The organism is Streptomyces sp. NPDC048473, from assembly GCF_043200155.1.
Classification (GTDB): Bacteria; Actinomycetota; Actinomycetes; order Streptomycetales; family Streptomycetaceae; genus Streptomyces.
Genome location: NZ_JBICXE010000040.1, coordinates 42,168 through 56,836 on the forward strand (window position 1 = coordinate 42,168; position 14,669 = coordinate 56,836).

The 14,669-nt window shown below is 73.4% G+C and carries 8 protein-coding genes; all 8 read left to right on the top strand.

All coding sequences use genetic code 11. The features are described from left to right. Window positions 1-69: 69 nt before the first annotated feature. The 8 genes from ACGFU7_RS38330 to ACGFU7_RS38365 all read left to right on the top strand — a co-directional run bounded on the left by ACGFU7_RS38330 (window position 70) and on the right by ACGFU7_RS38365 (window position 14,651). Window positions 70-1,221, top strand: a complete 1,152-nt coding sequence (locus ACGFU7_RS38330; protein ID WP_393702361.1) for a glycosyltransferase family 4 protein — start codon at window positions 70-72, stop codon at window positions 1,219-1,221. Then, window positions 1,218-2,381 (top strand): glycosyltransferase, encoded by a 1,164-nt coding sequence (locus ACGFU7_RS38335; RefSeq protein ID WP_393702363.1) that lies wholly within the window; start codon window positions 1,218-1,220, stop codon window positions 2,379-2,381. Before ACGFU7_RS38330 ends, ACGFU7_RS38335 begins: the two co-directional genes overlap by 4 nt. After that, window positions 2,378-3,367, top strand: a complete 990-nt coding sequence (locus ACGFU7_RS38340; protein WP_393702365.1) for an SGNH/GDSL hydrolase family protein — start codon at window positions 2,378-2,380, stop codon at window positions 3,365-3,367. The genes ACGFU7_RS38335 and ACGFU7_RS38340 overlap by 4 nt, the downstream gene beginning before the upstream one ends. Next, window positions 3,364-7,026, top strand: coding sequence for a hydantoinase B/oxoprolinase family protein (locus ACGFU7_RS38345; protein ID WP_393702367.1), 3,663 nt, complete (start codon window positions 3,364-3,366; stop codon window positions 7,024-7,026). Before ACGFU7_RS38340 ends, ACGFU7_RS38345 begins: the two co-directional genes overlap by 4 nt. Window positions 7,027-7,109: 83 nt before the next feature. Further along, window positions 7,110-8,636: a hypothetical protein gene (locus ACGFU7_RS38350; protein ID WP_393702368.1), complete on the top strand. Its 1,527-nt coding sequence runs from the start codon at window positions 7,110-7,112 to the stop codon at window positions 8,634-8,636. Further along, on the top strand, window positions 8,633-8,824 hold the full coding sequence (locus tag ACGFU7_RS38355) for a hypothetical protein (RefSeq protein WP_393702370.1): 192 nt from the start codon (window positions 8,633-8,635) through the stop codon (window positions 8,822-8,824). Before ACGFU7_RS38350 ends, ACGFU7_RS38355 begins: the two co-directional genes overlap by 4 nt. Beyond that, window positions 8,821-9,750, top strand: a complete 930-nt coding sequence (locus tag ACGFU7_RS38360) for a hypothetical protein (protein ID WP_393702372.1) — start codon at window positions 8,821-8,823, stop codon at window positions 9,748-9,750. Before ACGFU7_RS38355 ends, ACGFU7_RS38360 begins: the two co-directional genes overlap by 4 nt. A gap of 59 nt (window positions 9,751-9,809) precedes the next feature. Beyond that, the gene (locus ACGFU7_RS38365) at window positions 9,810-14,651 is read left to right on the top strand and encodes a hypothetical protein (protein ID WP_393702374.1); all 4,842 of its coding nucleotides are present in this window, start codon (window positions 9,810-9,812) and stop codon (window positions 14,649-14,651) included. Window positions 14,652-14,669 lie beyond the last annotated feature (18 nt).

Sequence of the window (14,669 nt, forward strand, 5' to 3'; positions counted from 1 at the left end):
CATGGGACGTTCCCCGGGCGGAAAGATCCAAGTCGGCCCGGTCACGTCCGGCGTGGCGACAACACGGGTATGCGTGTCGTCATCGTCACCGAATCCTTCCCGCCCGATGTCAACGGCGTGGCCCACTGCACCCTGCAGACGGCCCGGCATCTCGCCGGCCGCGGCCACGAACCGCTCGTCATCGCCCCGGCCACGGCCGGCGCGACGACCACGTCCCGTTCGGACCCCTCCGACGCCTTCGAAGCCGACGCACCCTGCCCCGTGGTGCGCGTACCTTCTCTTCCCCTGCCCGGCTATCCCCAGGTCCGGGTGGCACTGCCGAGCCGCCGCCTGACCGCCGCCCTCACCGCGCACCGCGCCGAACTCGTCCATCTGGCCGGACCGTTCGTGCTCGGCGTACGGGGCATGGCAGCCGCGGCCAGGCTCGGACTGCCGGCCGTGGCCGTGTACCAGACCGATCTGGCCGGTTACGCACGCACGTACCTCGGCACCGGCGAGAACACCGCCTGGCGCCGGATGCGCGCCGTGCACAGCGCCGCCGACCGCACCCTCGCCCCGTCCACCGCTGCCGTCCGCGACCTCACCGAGCACGGCGTGCCCCGGGTACGGCTGTGGCCACGCGGCGTCGACACCGCCCGGTTCCGGCCCGGACTGCGGGACGAGGCACTGCGCCGCCGTCTCGCGCCCGGCGGGGAGCGGATCGTCGGGTACGTCGGCCGGCTCGCCCCGGAGAAACATGTCGAACTCCTGGCCGGGGCCTGCGCGATACCCGGGGTCCGGGTCGTGGTCGTCGGGGACGGACCCAGTGAGGCATCGCTGCGGACCGCCCTGCCCGGCGCGGTCTTCCTCGGCCGCAGAACCGGGGACGACCTCGCCCGGTTCTTCGCCTCGCTTGACATGTTCGTGCACACAGGACCGTACGAGACGTTCTGCCAGACGGTGCAGGAGGCCATGGCGTCCGGAGTACCCGTGATCGCCCCGGCGGCGGGCGGACCGCTCGACCTCGTCGATCACGGGCGGACCGGACTGCTGGTCCCGCCGCTCGACACCGGTGCGGTGGCGGCGGCAGTCGGCGCACTCGCCGCGGACCCCGCGCTCGCGGCGGCCTACGGTGCCACCGGCCGGGCCACGGTCGAGGGCCGGACATGGCAGGCCGTGGGCGATCAACTCCTGGGCCACTACGACGAGGTGCTGCGCGACCGGACGGCGGTGGCGGCATGACCGGCCGCGAACGGCGGACGGTCATCGTCCGGCTGGCGAACTTCATCACCCCGTCATCCGGCGGACTGCGTACCGCCCTCGACGAACTCGGCCGCGGCTATCTCGCGGCCGGGCACGAGCCGGTGCTCATCGTGCCCGGCGACACACGGACCGACGAGCGCACGGAGCAGGGGAGGGTGATCACGCTGCCCGGGCCGGTCCTGCCGGGCAGCGGCGGGTACCGCGTACTGGCAGGCCGGCGCGGCCTCCGCCACCTTCTGGAAACGCTGCGGCCCGACCGTCTGGAGGTCTCCGACCGGACCACGCTGCGATGGACGGGGGAGTGGGCGCGCCGTGCCAGGGTGCCCGCCGTGATGGTCTCCCACGAGACGGCCGACGGGGTGCTGCGCACCTGGGGCGTCCCGGCCGGCGCGGCCGGGCGGGCGGCCGACCGCCTCAACACGCGCAGCGCCCACGCGTACACCCGGATCGTGTGCACCACGCAGTGGGCGGAGCGCGAGTTCCTGCGCATCGGCGCCCGCAATGTGGTGCGCGCCCCGCTCGGCGTGGACCTGCGACGCTGCCGCCCCCACCGGCGCAGTACGGTGCTGCGCGCCCGGCACCTGCACGGCCGGGACGTGCTGCTTCTGCTGTGCTCGCGGCTCTCGGTCGAGAAACGCCCCGGCCGGGCCCTGGAGACGCTTGACGAGCTGCGGCGTCTGGGGGTGCGCGCGGCGCTCGTCGTCGCGGGCGACGGGCCACTGCGTGCGGGCCTGGAGAGCAGGGCACGGGCGCGGCGGCTGCCGGTCGAATTCCTCGGCCATGTGCGGGACCGGGAGACTCTGGCGGATCTGCAGGCGGCGGCCGACATCTGCCTGGCGCCCGGACCCGCCGAGACGTTCGGCCTGTCGGCCCTGGAGGCACTGGCCTGCGGCACCCCGGTGGTGGCGAGCGCGAGTTCTGCGCTGCCGGAGGTGATCGGCGGTGCGGGAGTGGCAGCCGCGGACACGGGTGAGGCGTTCGCCGCCGCGGTACGGGAGCTGCTCGGGCGCCCGCACGACGGGCGCCGCGCCGCGGCGAGGCAACGGGCCGAACTCTTCGGCTGGGACCGTTCGGTGGCCGCGTTCCTGGCCGCGCACGATGTGCCGGACCGGGGCGGCATTCCGGGGGTGCGGGCATGAAGGGGGCGTCGGTGCCGTCCGGCATCCCGGGACCGCACGCTCCCGGTGCGCCGGGCCTCTCCCCGGTGCGGTTCGCCGCGCTCGGGGACTCGTTCACCGAAGGCGTCGGCGACCCCGTCCCCGGTGGCCGGCGGGGCTGGGCGGCGCTGCTCGCCGAAGGTGTCGCGGACGGCCGGCGGAGCGTGGAGTTCCGTAACTACGCCGTCAGCGGTGCGCAGTCCGGCGACGTCCTGGACCGGCAGGCCGCGGCGGCGGTCGCCTTCCGGCCCCACCTCGCGTCCGTCGTCGTCGGCGTCAACGACACCCTGCGCCGCACCTTCGACATCCGACTCCTCGCGCAGCGTCTCGACGAAGTCTGCGCGCTCCTGACGGAGAGCGGAGCCGTACTCCTGACCGCCTGTCTGCCCGACCCCGGCGCCGTGCTCGGGCTCCCCGCGCCCCTGGGGAGACCGCTCGCCCGGCGCCAGGCCACGGTGAACGCCGTCGTGCACACACTGTCCGCACGCTACGACGCCGTTCATCTGCACATGGCGGACCGGGCCTGGGTCCGCGACCGCTCCCTGTGGAGCGCCGACCGGCTCCACCCGGCCGAACACGGTCATCGGACGGTCGCAGCCGGCTTCCATGAGCTGTTGGCCGCACGGGGCCTGGCTCACGGCGCCGCGCCGGGGCTCGAACCCCAGCAGCCGCCCCCGAGCCGCGTCGACACATGGCTCTGGCTCGCGACCGCCGGCACCGGCTGGCTGGCCCGCAGAAGCACCGATCTGCTGCCCCAGCTGCTGTGCCTCGCCGGAGCGGAGATACAGCACCGGGTGTGCGGCACCGGCGCACGCCTGGACCGACGGGCCGAGGCGGCGCTGCGGAGCGCGCTGGCCGCCGTACAGCCGGCCGGTGCGCCGACCACGTCACCCGCCGCACCGCGCGCCGGGGAGCAGGCCGTGCCGTCCGGGCCGTTGTCGGTGGAGCGGGTCAGTATGGAGGGATGACCGGACACTGGGAGTTCTGGATCGACCGAGGCGGGACGTTCACCGACGTCGTGGGCCGGGATCCCGAGGGGCACCTCGTCACCCGCAAGCTGCTCTCCCACGACCCGGACCGCTACCGCGACGCCGCCGTGGCCGGAATCCGGGGGCTGCTGGGCCTCGGCCCCACCGACCCGGTCCCCGCCGACCGGGTCGGCACGGTGAAGATCGGCACGACGGTCGCCACCAACGCCCTGCTGGAACGGCGCGGCGAGCCGACCGTCCTGGTCATCACGGAAGGCTTCCGCGACGCCCTGCGCATCGCGTACCAGAACCGGCCGAGACTCTTCGACCGCCGCATCCTGCTGCCCGAGGCCGTGTACGAGCGGGTGATCGAGGTCCCCGAGCGGATCGACGCCCGAGGCCGCGTCGTGACACCACTGGACCGGGACGCGGTCGCCGAGCGGCTGCAGGCCGCCCGGGCCGACGGCCTGAGCAGCGCGGCGGTCGTCCTGATGCACGGCTACCGCCACCCCGGACACGAGAGCGCCGTGGCCGCCGCAGCCCGCGAGGCGGGCTTCACCCAGGTCAGCTGCTCGCACGAGGTGAGCCCACTGATCAAGCTCGTACCACGCGGCGACACCACCGTCGTGGATGCCTACCTCTCACCGATCCTGCGCCGGTACGTCGACGAGGTCACCCGCGAACTCGACGGCATCCGGCTGATGTTCATGCAGTCCAACGGCGGGCTGCGCGAAGCCTCCCATTTCAGGGGCAAGGACGCGGTGCTCTCCGGCCCCGCCGGTGGCGTGGTCGGCATGGCCCGTACCTCCGGACAGGCCGGATTCGACCGGGTCATCGGCTTCGACATGGGCGGCACATCCACCGATGTGTCGCACTACGCGGGCGAGTTCGAGCGCGAGCTGGGCACTCAGGTGGCCGGTGTGCGGATGCGCGCCCCCATGATGAACATCCACACCGTCGCGGCCGGCGGCGGCTCCGTCCTGCACTTCGACGGCCACCGCTACCGCGTCGGCCCCGACTCGGCGGGCGCGATCCCCGGCCCGGCCTGCTACCGCCGTGGCGGCCCGCTGACCGTCACCGACGCCAATGTGATGCTCGGCCGGGTCCAGCCCGCGCACTTCCCGGCCGTCTTCGGACCGGACGGCGATCTCCCGCTCGACGCGGACCTCGTCCGCGAACGCTTCGACACACTCGCCGGGGACGTGGCGCGCGCCACCGGAAGTCGGCGCACGGCGGCCGAGGTCGCCGCCGGGTTCCTGGAGATCGCCGTGCTCAACATGGCGAACGCGGTCAAGAAGATCTCCGTGCAGCGCGGACACGACATCACCCGCTACGCCCTGACCGGCTTCGGCGGCGCCGGAGGCCAGCACGTCTGCGCCGTCGCCGACGCCCTGGGCATCGACACGGTCCTCGTACCGCCGCTGGCCGGCGTGCTGTCCGCGTACGGCATCGGTCTCGCCGACGCCACCGCGATGCGCGAACAGTCCGTCGAGGCGGAACTGAACGAGGCGACCCGGACCGCGGTGGGCGAACTCTGCGACGAACTCGCCGCCCGCACCCGCGCCGAACTGCGCGCCGACGCCATCCCCGACAGCGCGATCAGCACGCACGCCCGCGTGCTCCTGCGCTATGCCGGTACGGATTCGAGCCTGCCCGTCGGCCTGGACACCGCACCCGCCATGGCCGAGGCGTTCACCGCGGAGCACCGCGCACGTTATGCGTTCACCATGGACAAACCCCTGGTCGTCGAGGCGGTGTCGGTCGAGGCGACCGGAACGGCGGGACAGCACGAACCGCGCCCGGCCGACCGCACGTCCCGAAAGAGCGCAGAACCTCAACCGCACGACACCGTAAGGATGTTCGCCGACGGCCGATGGCAGGACGCCCCGCTCCACCGGCGCGAGGAACTGCACCCTGCGGACACCGTGACCGGCCCTGCCGTGATCGCCGAGGCGGATGCCACCACCGTCGTCGACCCGGGCTGGCAGGCCGAGCTCGCCGGCACCGGCCATCTGCTGCTCACCAGGGTCCGCCCGCGCCCGGACCGCACGGCCGTCGGTACCCGGGTCGACCCCGTCATGCTGGAGGTCTTCAACAACCTCTTCATGTCGATCGCCGAACAGATGGGCGTGCGCCTGGAGAACACGGCCCACTCCGTCAACATCAAGGAGCGGCTCGACTTCTCCTGCGCCCTGTTCGACGCGGACGGCAATCTGATCGCCAATGCCCCGCACATTCCCGTGCACCTCGGCTCGATGGGGGAGTCCATCAAGGAGGTGCTGAGGCGCAACAGCGGCACGATGCGGCCCGGCGATGTGTACGCCATCAACGATCCGTACCACGGGGGCACACATCTGCCAGATGTGACCGTGGTGACGCCCGTGTTCGACTTCGATGAGACCGCCGATGAGGGGCCGATGCTGCGGTTCCTCGTGGCCTCACGTGGACACCACGCCGAGATCGGCGGCATCACCCCCGGCTCCATGCCCGCCTTCAGCCGCACCATCCACGAGGAAGGAGTGCTGTTCGACAACTGGCTGCTGGTACGGGATGGCAGGCTGCGCGAGGCCGAGACACGCGAGCTGCTCACCACCGCCGCGTACCCCTCCCGCGACCCGGACACCAACCTCGCCGATCTGCGCGCCCAGATCGCCGCCAATGAGAAGGGCATCGCCGAACTCCGGCGCATGGTCGAGCAGTTCGGGCCCGAAGCCGTAGCCTCGTATATGGGGCACGTACAGGACAACGCCGAGGAGTCCGTCCGCCGGATCATCGCCGCACTGCACGACGGCGCCTACCGCTACGAGACCGACAACGGCGCGGTCATCGAGGTCGCCCTCACCGTGGACAAGGCCACCCGCAGCGCGGTCGTCGACTTCACCGGCACCTCACCGCAGCAGCCGGGCAACTTCAACGCGCCGAAATCCGTGGTCATGGCGGCTGTGCTGTACGTCTTCCGGACCCTGGTCGCCGACGACATCCCGCTCAACAGCGGCTGCCTCAAGCCCCTGGAGGTCAGGATTCCGGAGGGCTCCATGCTGGCCCCCGTCCATCCGGCGGCCACCGTCGCGGGAAACGTGGAGACGTCCCAGGCCGTCACCGGCGCCCTGTACGCGGCGCTCGGCATTCAGGCCGAGGGTTCGGGCACCATGAACAACCTCACCTTCGGCAACGAACGGGTCCAGTACTACGAGACCGTGGCGAGCGGCTCGGGCGCGGGCGACGGCTTCGACGGCGCCGACGCCGTACAGACCCATATGACCAACTCCCGCCTCACCGACCCCGAAGTCCTCGAATGGCGCTACCCCGTGCTGCTGGAGAGCTTCCGGGTACGGGACGGCAGCGGGGGTACGGGGCGCTGGCACGGCGGCTGCGGCGTGGAGCGGCGAATCCGCTTCCTCGAACCCATGACCGTGGCGCTGCTCTCCGGCCATCGCCGGGTGAGGCCGTACGGCATGGCGGGCGGTGGACCCGGCGCTCTGGGCGATCAGCACATCGAGCGCGCGGACGGCCGGACGGTCGCACCGCTGCGGGGCTGTGACACCGCCGACCTGGAGCGGGGAGACGTACTGGTGCTGCGCACACCGGGCGGCGGGGGCTACGGGCCCCCGGAGCCGGGCCGGGAAAGCCGCACGGAACACACCGGGGAACGGCTGTGATGCCGTCGCCGGCCGGCTCCGGGCAAGGGGTCGCTTCTGCGCCGTTTCGACCGTTGTCAGTGTGAGGACCTAATCTGTGCAGCGTGACTTCGCCTGCCTACACGGACAACGCTGCGCCCCAGCTCAGCGCGGGGCCGCGACCTGCCCCGGGCCCGGCCGCCGACGAGGGGCTCTCGCGGCGGCTGCGCGCGCTCGCCTGCACGGCGCCGCTGCACGACCTCGATGTGCGCAAGGCGAATCTGGCCGGTGAGTACACCGTCTACGCGATGGCCGAGGTCGCACTCGCCGCGATCGACCTCGTCACCCTCAACATGGACTTCGATACGGGTGCCGACCACGACCAGATAGTGACCAGGCTCCTTCCCCGCGTCGCCGCCCAGGCCCCGCGCCGCCCGGTCGCCGAGCACGAGCGGGTCGCCCGCTGGGTGCTGGAGAACCTGATCAATGTCGGCAGCGTCGACCGAGGATTCCGTGCGGTGTACGGCACTTTCGGTCCTGATGGGGTGTATGTCCGCCGTGATTACGACTTCAAGCTGATCGAAGAGGTCCCGGGATACGGCGGCACGGTCTATCTCCGGGCCACCGACGAAGCGGTCAACGTCCTGGTCGGCGCCCTCGACACGGACGTCACCAGCGCCCAGATCGCCGCCGAGGTGAAGCTGGAGGTCCTCATCAGCCGGGGCCGCCTCGCGGACGCACAGCTCGCCGCCGAGCAGGCCCGCTACCGCACCGTGCAGTACGCGGAGACCCTCCGCAAGACGCTGGAGGCCACCCGGCGCAACGTCCGGGCCGTCGACTGGCTCAACGCCGTGCCCGACATGATCGCCGAAGCACTCGACCACGTCGCCGACCGATACCGCCACGAGAACGCGATCCTCACCAACATCCGCAAGGCCCGCGACGAGGCCGAGGAGCCCGAGCACAAGCGGCGCGCCGCCGAGCTCGTCGACATCGTCAAGGACTGCATCCGCCGCCACACCCAGCTGCAGTCCCGCCTGCTGGAAGCCGGGCCGCTCTTCCGGGCCGAACAGGACCGGCAGGCGTTCGCCACCCCCACGACCCGCACCGGGCTCGACCTGTACGGTCAGCTGGTCGCCCCGCTGCTGCCGCTCCCCGTCGAACAGGCCATCCGCGTCACCGACGCGTTCTTCGCCCACGGCACCGGGCTGCGCACCCCCACCTCGGTACGGGTGGGCGACCTCGTCGACATGCTGCTCACCCCGCCCCTGGAACGGGAACACCTGGGCGCCGAAATGCCCGAACCCGATCTGATCGTCACCCCGGACGACAGCAGGTTCAGCGAGGAACAGCTCGCGAACGCCATGGAACTCCTCGACCTGGAGCACGACGCCCCGCGCCGGCTCTCCGGACTCCTCGCGGAAGCCCGGCGCCGCGATCCCGAACTGCCCTACCTGGTCGCCCTGCTCGCGGTGCACGCCGCGAGCCCGCCGGTCGGCACCGCATACCGACAGGGCGAGCAGCGCCTGTTGTTCTCCGTCGACGACGGGACGCAGCTCGACGACCCGGAGTTCGGCGGTGCGGACCTGATAGTGGGTACGGCCCTGCTGGACGCCGCCGGAATGGCCGCGGACCGCTCGGAGGCGTCATGAGCGGCGCGCTGTGCGACGCACGCCGGCCGCCGACCCGGCCGATGCACGCCGACCAGGGGCGCCCGCAGCCTTCCCGCGCCCACGCGGCGTGCGCGGACCGGACCGCGCCGCCCGCGACGGACGCCGCGAGAACCGGCGCCGTCCACCCCGTACCGAAGAGTTTCCGCAGCAAGGAGCGACAGTCGTGAGCGACCACCGCGCACAGCACGCCGACGCGTGGGGCGATCCGACCGTCGCGTACGCGACCGAGAGCACGGCGCCCGCCGACCCGGCCGGGCCCACTGCCACCGCACCCGTCACCCCGGCCGACGCAGCCGACGCCGCCCGGCTCGTCGCCTTCGGGCTCCAGCCCAAACTGCTGCCCGCACGCGACGCCGAATACGCCGAACTGCTCCGCCGCTACCGGGAGGTGCCCACTTTCGCCCGGCTCGCCGACGCCGTGGCGACCGGTCTCGGCCTGGTCGTCCTGGAAGTGTCCACCCGCGCCGGCATGGCCGTGACCGCCGGTGAGGACTCGGTCTTCGCCGTCCGCATGGGCGACTACGCCCGCCGCGCCTCGTCCGACTCCGCCGACCGCTTCCTGCACGGGCTCGCGCACGTCGCCGTCGCCGCGATGGCCTTCCCCCGCCCCGAGGACCTTGCCGACGACGCGTACATCGGCCGGATCACCGTCAACGGCGTCGACTCGTTCGTACGCCAGGCGTGCCACCGTCTGGAGGAGCGCGCCGAGGAGCACGGCGACAACACCGACCCGGCCACCGACGCCCCCGGACTGGAAGCGGCCTGGCGGATCTACGCCCGGCGCAGCTCCACCGGAGCCACGAAGGACGCCCGAAGGCTGGCCGGCTCCACCACCGGCATCGTCGGCAAGGCCGTCGCCTTCCTCACCGAATCCGGCTTCCTCCAGCGCACCGGGGACGACGCCGGAGGCGCCTTCCGTACCACCGCCCGCTACCAGCTCCAGGTCCGCGACATGGCCGGCAGCGCCGCCATGGCCGAACTGCTGGAACTCGGAGTCGTACCGGTCACCGACGGAACGGCGACGCTGCTGCCGCCGCCCGACCCCGACGACCTGGAGCTGGTCGCCGACGCCGGTCTGCCCTTCCACGCCTGACCGGCCCGCCCCACCACCGCCGTCTCCCTCCGCTGCCTGAACGACGAGAGTCCGCCGCCATGTACGAGCTGTCCCGGGTCCGCCTCTACTCCATCGGGCCTGCCGGTGCGCGCTACGCCGACACCGTGCTTGACCTGCGCGGAGTGGGCGAGCCCGTGCCCAACCCCGCCCCGGCACAGGCGGAGTTCTTCGAGGAGGAGCCGGTCGGCCCGCCGCGCCGTCCCGCCCCCGCCGGGGTGCTCTTCCTGGAGAACGGCGGCGGTAAGTCGGTGCTCCTGAAGCTGATCTTCTCGGTGATGCTGCCCGGCCACCGCAACACCCTCGGCGGCGCCAGCTCCGGCGTACTGCGCAAGTTCCTGCTCGCCGACGACTGCGGGCATGTTGCCCTGGAGTGGCAGCACACCCTCACCGGCGAGTGCGTGGTCGTCGGCAAGGTCAGCGAGTGGCGTGGACGGCAGGTCTCCAACGACCCGCGGAAATTCGCCGAGGCCTGGTACTCCTTCCGCCCAGGGCCCGGGCTCAGCCTGGACTCCCTGCCGGTCGCCGAGGCCACCTCCGTGCACCGCCCCGTCGAAGGCGTCTCCGGCGCGCAGGGCAGACGACGCACGATGAAGGGCTTCCGCGACGCCCTGACCGAGGCGGGCAAGTTCTACCAGCACCTCGATGTGCACTGGGAAGAGATCCACGACCGCTGGAACGAGCACCTCGGAGACCTCGGCCTCGACCCCGAACTCTTCCGCTACCAGCGCGAGATGAACGCCGACGAGGGCGAGGCGGCCGGCCTCTTCGCGGTCAAGAAGGACTCCGACTTCACCGACCTGCTCCTCCGCGCTGTCACGGACACCCGTGACACGGACGGCCTCGCCGACCTGGTGAGCGGCTTCGGCAACAAGCTGGGCCGCCGAGCCGAGCTGACCGCGGAGCGAGACTTCACTGCGGGCTCGATCGATCTGCTCGGCCGGATCGTGGAGGCCGCCGAGACCCGGTCCCGCACCCGGGACATCCACGCGGGCGCCGAGCGCCGCACCCGTACGCTCGCCCGCAGGCTCTCCGTCCGCGCCGGACAGGAGCGCGGCCGGACCGCCGAGCTCGCCCAGCAGGTGACGGGCGCGGCCCACACCGTCACCACGGCCGAGGAGGCCCGCAGCCGCAGCGCCCTGATCGCGGCCGAACTGGCCTACCGGCACGCCTCCCTGGCCCTGACCGCGGCGGAGAAGGGCGCGGCCGCCCAGCGCCGCGAACTGGTCGACGCCCGCACCCTGCACTCCGCCTGGCAGGCCGCCGAGGCCGTACTGCGACACCGAGCCGCAGCCGACCGCTCCGCACGTGTGGCCGTCGCCATCCGCGAGGCCGAGCGGGATGCCGCTCCCGCGCTCGCCGCCCGCGCCGAGGCCGCCGCCGATCTCGTACGGGCTCTGCACACCGCGGCGGAGGCCGGCGAGACCCTGGCCAACGAGGAGGAGGAGCGCTCCGACACCCTCCAGACGGCGGGCGAGACCGCCCACCGCGACGCCACCACCGCCGCCACCGAGGCCCAGCGCGCGCGCAGCGAGGCCGGACATCTGCGCCAGCGCCTCGCCGAGGTCGAGCAGGAGACGGCAGAGGCGGTGCGGGCCGGCTGGCTCGACAACACCGCGCCGGACGCCGATCCGGCGCGCGCCGCCCTCGCCGCGAGCGACGCCGAGCAGTCCGCCGTCGCCGCGTGGGACACCGCCAGGGAGGCCGCCCGTTCGGCGGCCGACGTGGCCAGGGAAGCCGCAGCCGCCGAGAGCCGCGCCGAGCTGGCCGCGGCGCGCGCCGCCGATGCCGCACAGGCCGCGGAACAGTCGTACGAGGCCGAGCTCAGGGCCGCCGAGTCGATCGCCGCCGACCACCGCTTGGCCGACCTGCTGGGCCTGCCCGCCACGCACGGCACCGGCGTGCCCCGGCCGCGCCGCGGAGCGGCCGGCACGGAGACGGACCCGGACACCCCGCACGGCGCGGACCACCAGCACCAGGACCAGGCAGGTCAGGGAGGACACGCAGGCCAGGGAGGACAGTCGGGTCAGGAAGGCCGGACAGGCCGTCCGGACCAGGCCGGCCACGGCACGCACACCGTCACCGCCGAACAGCCCGCCGCCCACGCACAGCCGCTCACCGCCCAGGAGCTGGACCGCAGCGCCGACGAACTGCGGGAGCTGCTCGACCAGGGCATCGCCTCCGCCGAACGCCGCCTCTTCGAACTGCGCACCGCGGCCGCCGACGACTCCCGCATCCTCGGCGCACTCGGCGACGGCGGACTGCTGCCGCCCGGCCCCGATGTCCTCGCCACCGTCGAATACCTCGGCGAGCACGGCATCCCCGCCCTGCCCGGCTGGCGATACCTCGCCCAGGCCGTCGACCCCGCCGACCACGCGGCCGTCCTCGCTGCCCGTCCCGAACTCGTCGACGGCGTGGTCATCACCGACCCCGACTCGCACGCCCGGGCCCGCGACGTCCTGAGCGGCGCCGCACTGCTGCCGCGCTCCGCCGTCGCCGTCGGCACCGCCGCCGCGCTGCTCGCCCCCGTCCCGGCCACCGGCACGGGCTCGGCGGCGAGCACGGAAGGGGTGTTCCTCGTCCCGCCGAACCCGGCGATGCACGACGAACACGCGGCCGACGAGGAGCGGCAGGCCCTCAGGAGCAGGGCCGCCGCCCGCGACGAGGACATCCGTACCCTCGCGGCCCGCCTCACCGCCGACCGCTCCCTCACCGCCCGCATCGGCTCCTGGCGCGCCGACTGCCCGCCCGGCATGCTCGCCGAGCTCGCCGAAGCCGCCCGAACCGCCCGTACGGCCGCCGAGGCAGCAGAAGCCGCACTCGCCGAGGCCCGTACCGTGCGCGCCGAGGCCGACGAGGCCGCCGCGGACACCGCCCGTGTCCGCGACGATCGCCAGGAGGCCGCCCAGCGTGCCCGCCGCGCCGCCGACGCCCTCGCGGGCCTCGCCCACCGGCTCCGCGAACGTGCGCGCTGGCAGGCGAAGCTGCGCGAACTGATCGACGAGGCAGCCGAGTCCGAGGCCCGTGCCACCGTCTTCCTGGAGCGGGCCCGCGCCGCCGACGAGGACCGCAGGGCCGCCCAGCGCGCCGCCGACGACGCCCGGCGCACGGCCCGCGCCCTGCGCGCCGAACGTGCCGAGATCGCAGGCGCCCCGGAACACCTCCCGGAGCCCGAGGGCGACACCCCGCGCCCCGCGCTTCCCGCGCTGCGGGAGGCATACCGGGCCGCATCCCAGCTGTACGAGAAGGTGGGCGTCGGCGCCGACCTGCGCGCCGAACAGGCTCGCGCCGAGAGCGACGAGAGCGCCGCCCTGGCCGAGCTGGACCGGCTCACCAACAAGGTCCGCACCCGGGCCGCCCAGCTCCTCGAAGGCACGGACGGCGCCGACGGCCCCTCCCGGCAGGCGGCCGCCGCCCGCGCCGAATCCCTGGTCCAGCTCCTGGAGACCAGGGCCTCCACCGCGAGCGAGCAGCTGGGCCGGCTGCGGGGCGAGGCCGAGCGCCTGGCCCCGGTCGATGGCGAGACCCACCACACCGAACTCCCCGACGAGTTGGTCCCCGCCGACGCCGAACAGGCCCAGGCCCTCCTGCGCACCGCCATGGCCGAACTGGCCTCCGCCACCGCAACCCTGGACACCGCCCGCGCCGCCCACGCCGAGCTGCTGCACGCCCACCGCACCGCCGAGGACTCCGCAGGCGGCTTCGACGAGACCGCGGCACTCCTGCGCGACCTCCTGAGGGACCACGGTGCGGACGACGACACCGAGGCCCCCGAGCCGTACCCGGGCAGCCTCGACGAGGCCCGGCAGTCCGCCGCCGAGGTCCGCCGTTCACTGCGCGGCTGCGCCACCGACCTGTCCGCCGCCGAGAGCGCCGTACGGGAAGCGAGCGACGTCCTCGTACGGCACGCCAACTCCACCCGTTACGAACAGGTCCGCACCCCCGCCCGCCAGCAGATCCGCGAGCTGCCGGCCGCGGCGCTGCCCGAGCACGCCGAGAAGTGGGCCGGCGCCTTCGCACCCCGGCTCCGTGTCCTCACCGACGAGCTGGCCCAGTTGGAGCGCAACCGCGACTCCATCGTCGACCGGCTCCGCGGCCTCGTGGAGTCCGCGCTCACCACCCTCCGCTCCGCCCAGCGGCTCTCCCAGCTCCCCGAAGGACTGGGGGAGTGGTCCGGCCAGGAGTTCCTCCGGATCCGCTTCGAGGAACCCGACCAGGCGACGCTCACCGAGCGGCTCGGTGAGGTCATCGACGAGGCCACCCGCGCCGCCCTGAAGAAGAACTCCGATCTGCGCAGGGACGGGCTGTCTCTCCTGCTGCGCGGCGTGCAGGCGGCGCTGGAGCCCAAGGGCATCGCCGTGGAGATCCTCAAGCCGGACGCGGTGCTCCGCGCCGAACGCGTCCCGGTCGGCCAGATGGGCGACGTCTTCTCCGGTGGCCAGCTGCTCACCGCCGCCATCGCCCTGTACTGCACGATGGCCGCACTGCGCAGCAACGACCGGGGCCGCGACCGGCACCAGCACCGGCACGCGGGCACGCTCTTCCTGGACAACCCCATCGGCCGCGCCAACGCCACGTATCTGCTGGAGCTCCAGCGTGCGGTGTCGGACGCCCTCGGCGTGCAGCTGCTCTACACGACCGGACTGTTCGACACCACGGCGCTTGCCGAATTCCCGCTGGTCATCCGGTTGCGTAACGACGCGGACCTGCGGGCCGGGCTGAAGTACATCAGCGTGGAGGAGCACCTTCGCCCCGGGCTGCCGCAACAGGACCCGAACGGCGAGACGGTGCACGGCGAGATCACCGCCACCCGCATGTTCAAGCGCACCACGACACCGCCCGACACCGCCCAGGGTCCCCCTGGGGGCCCGTCCGACGAGTAAGGAAACAGCGCGGCCGCA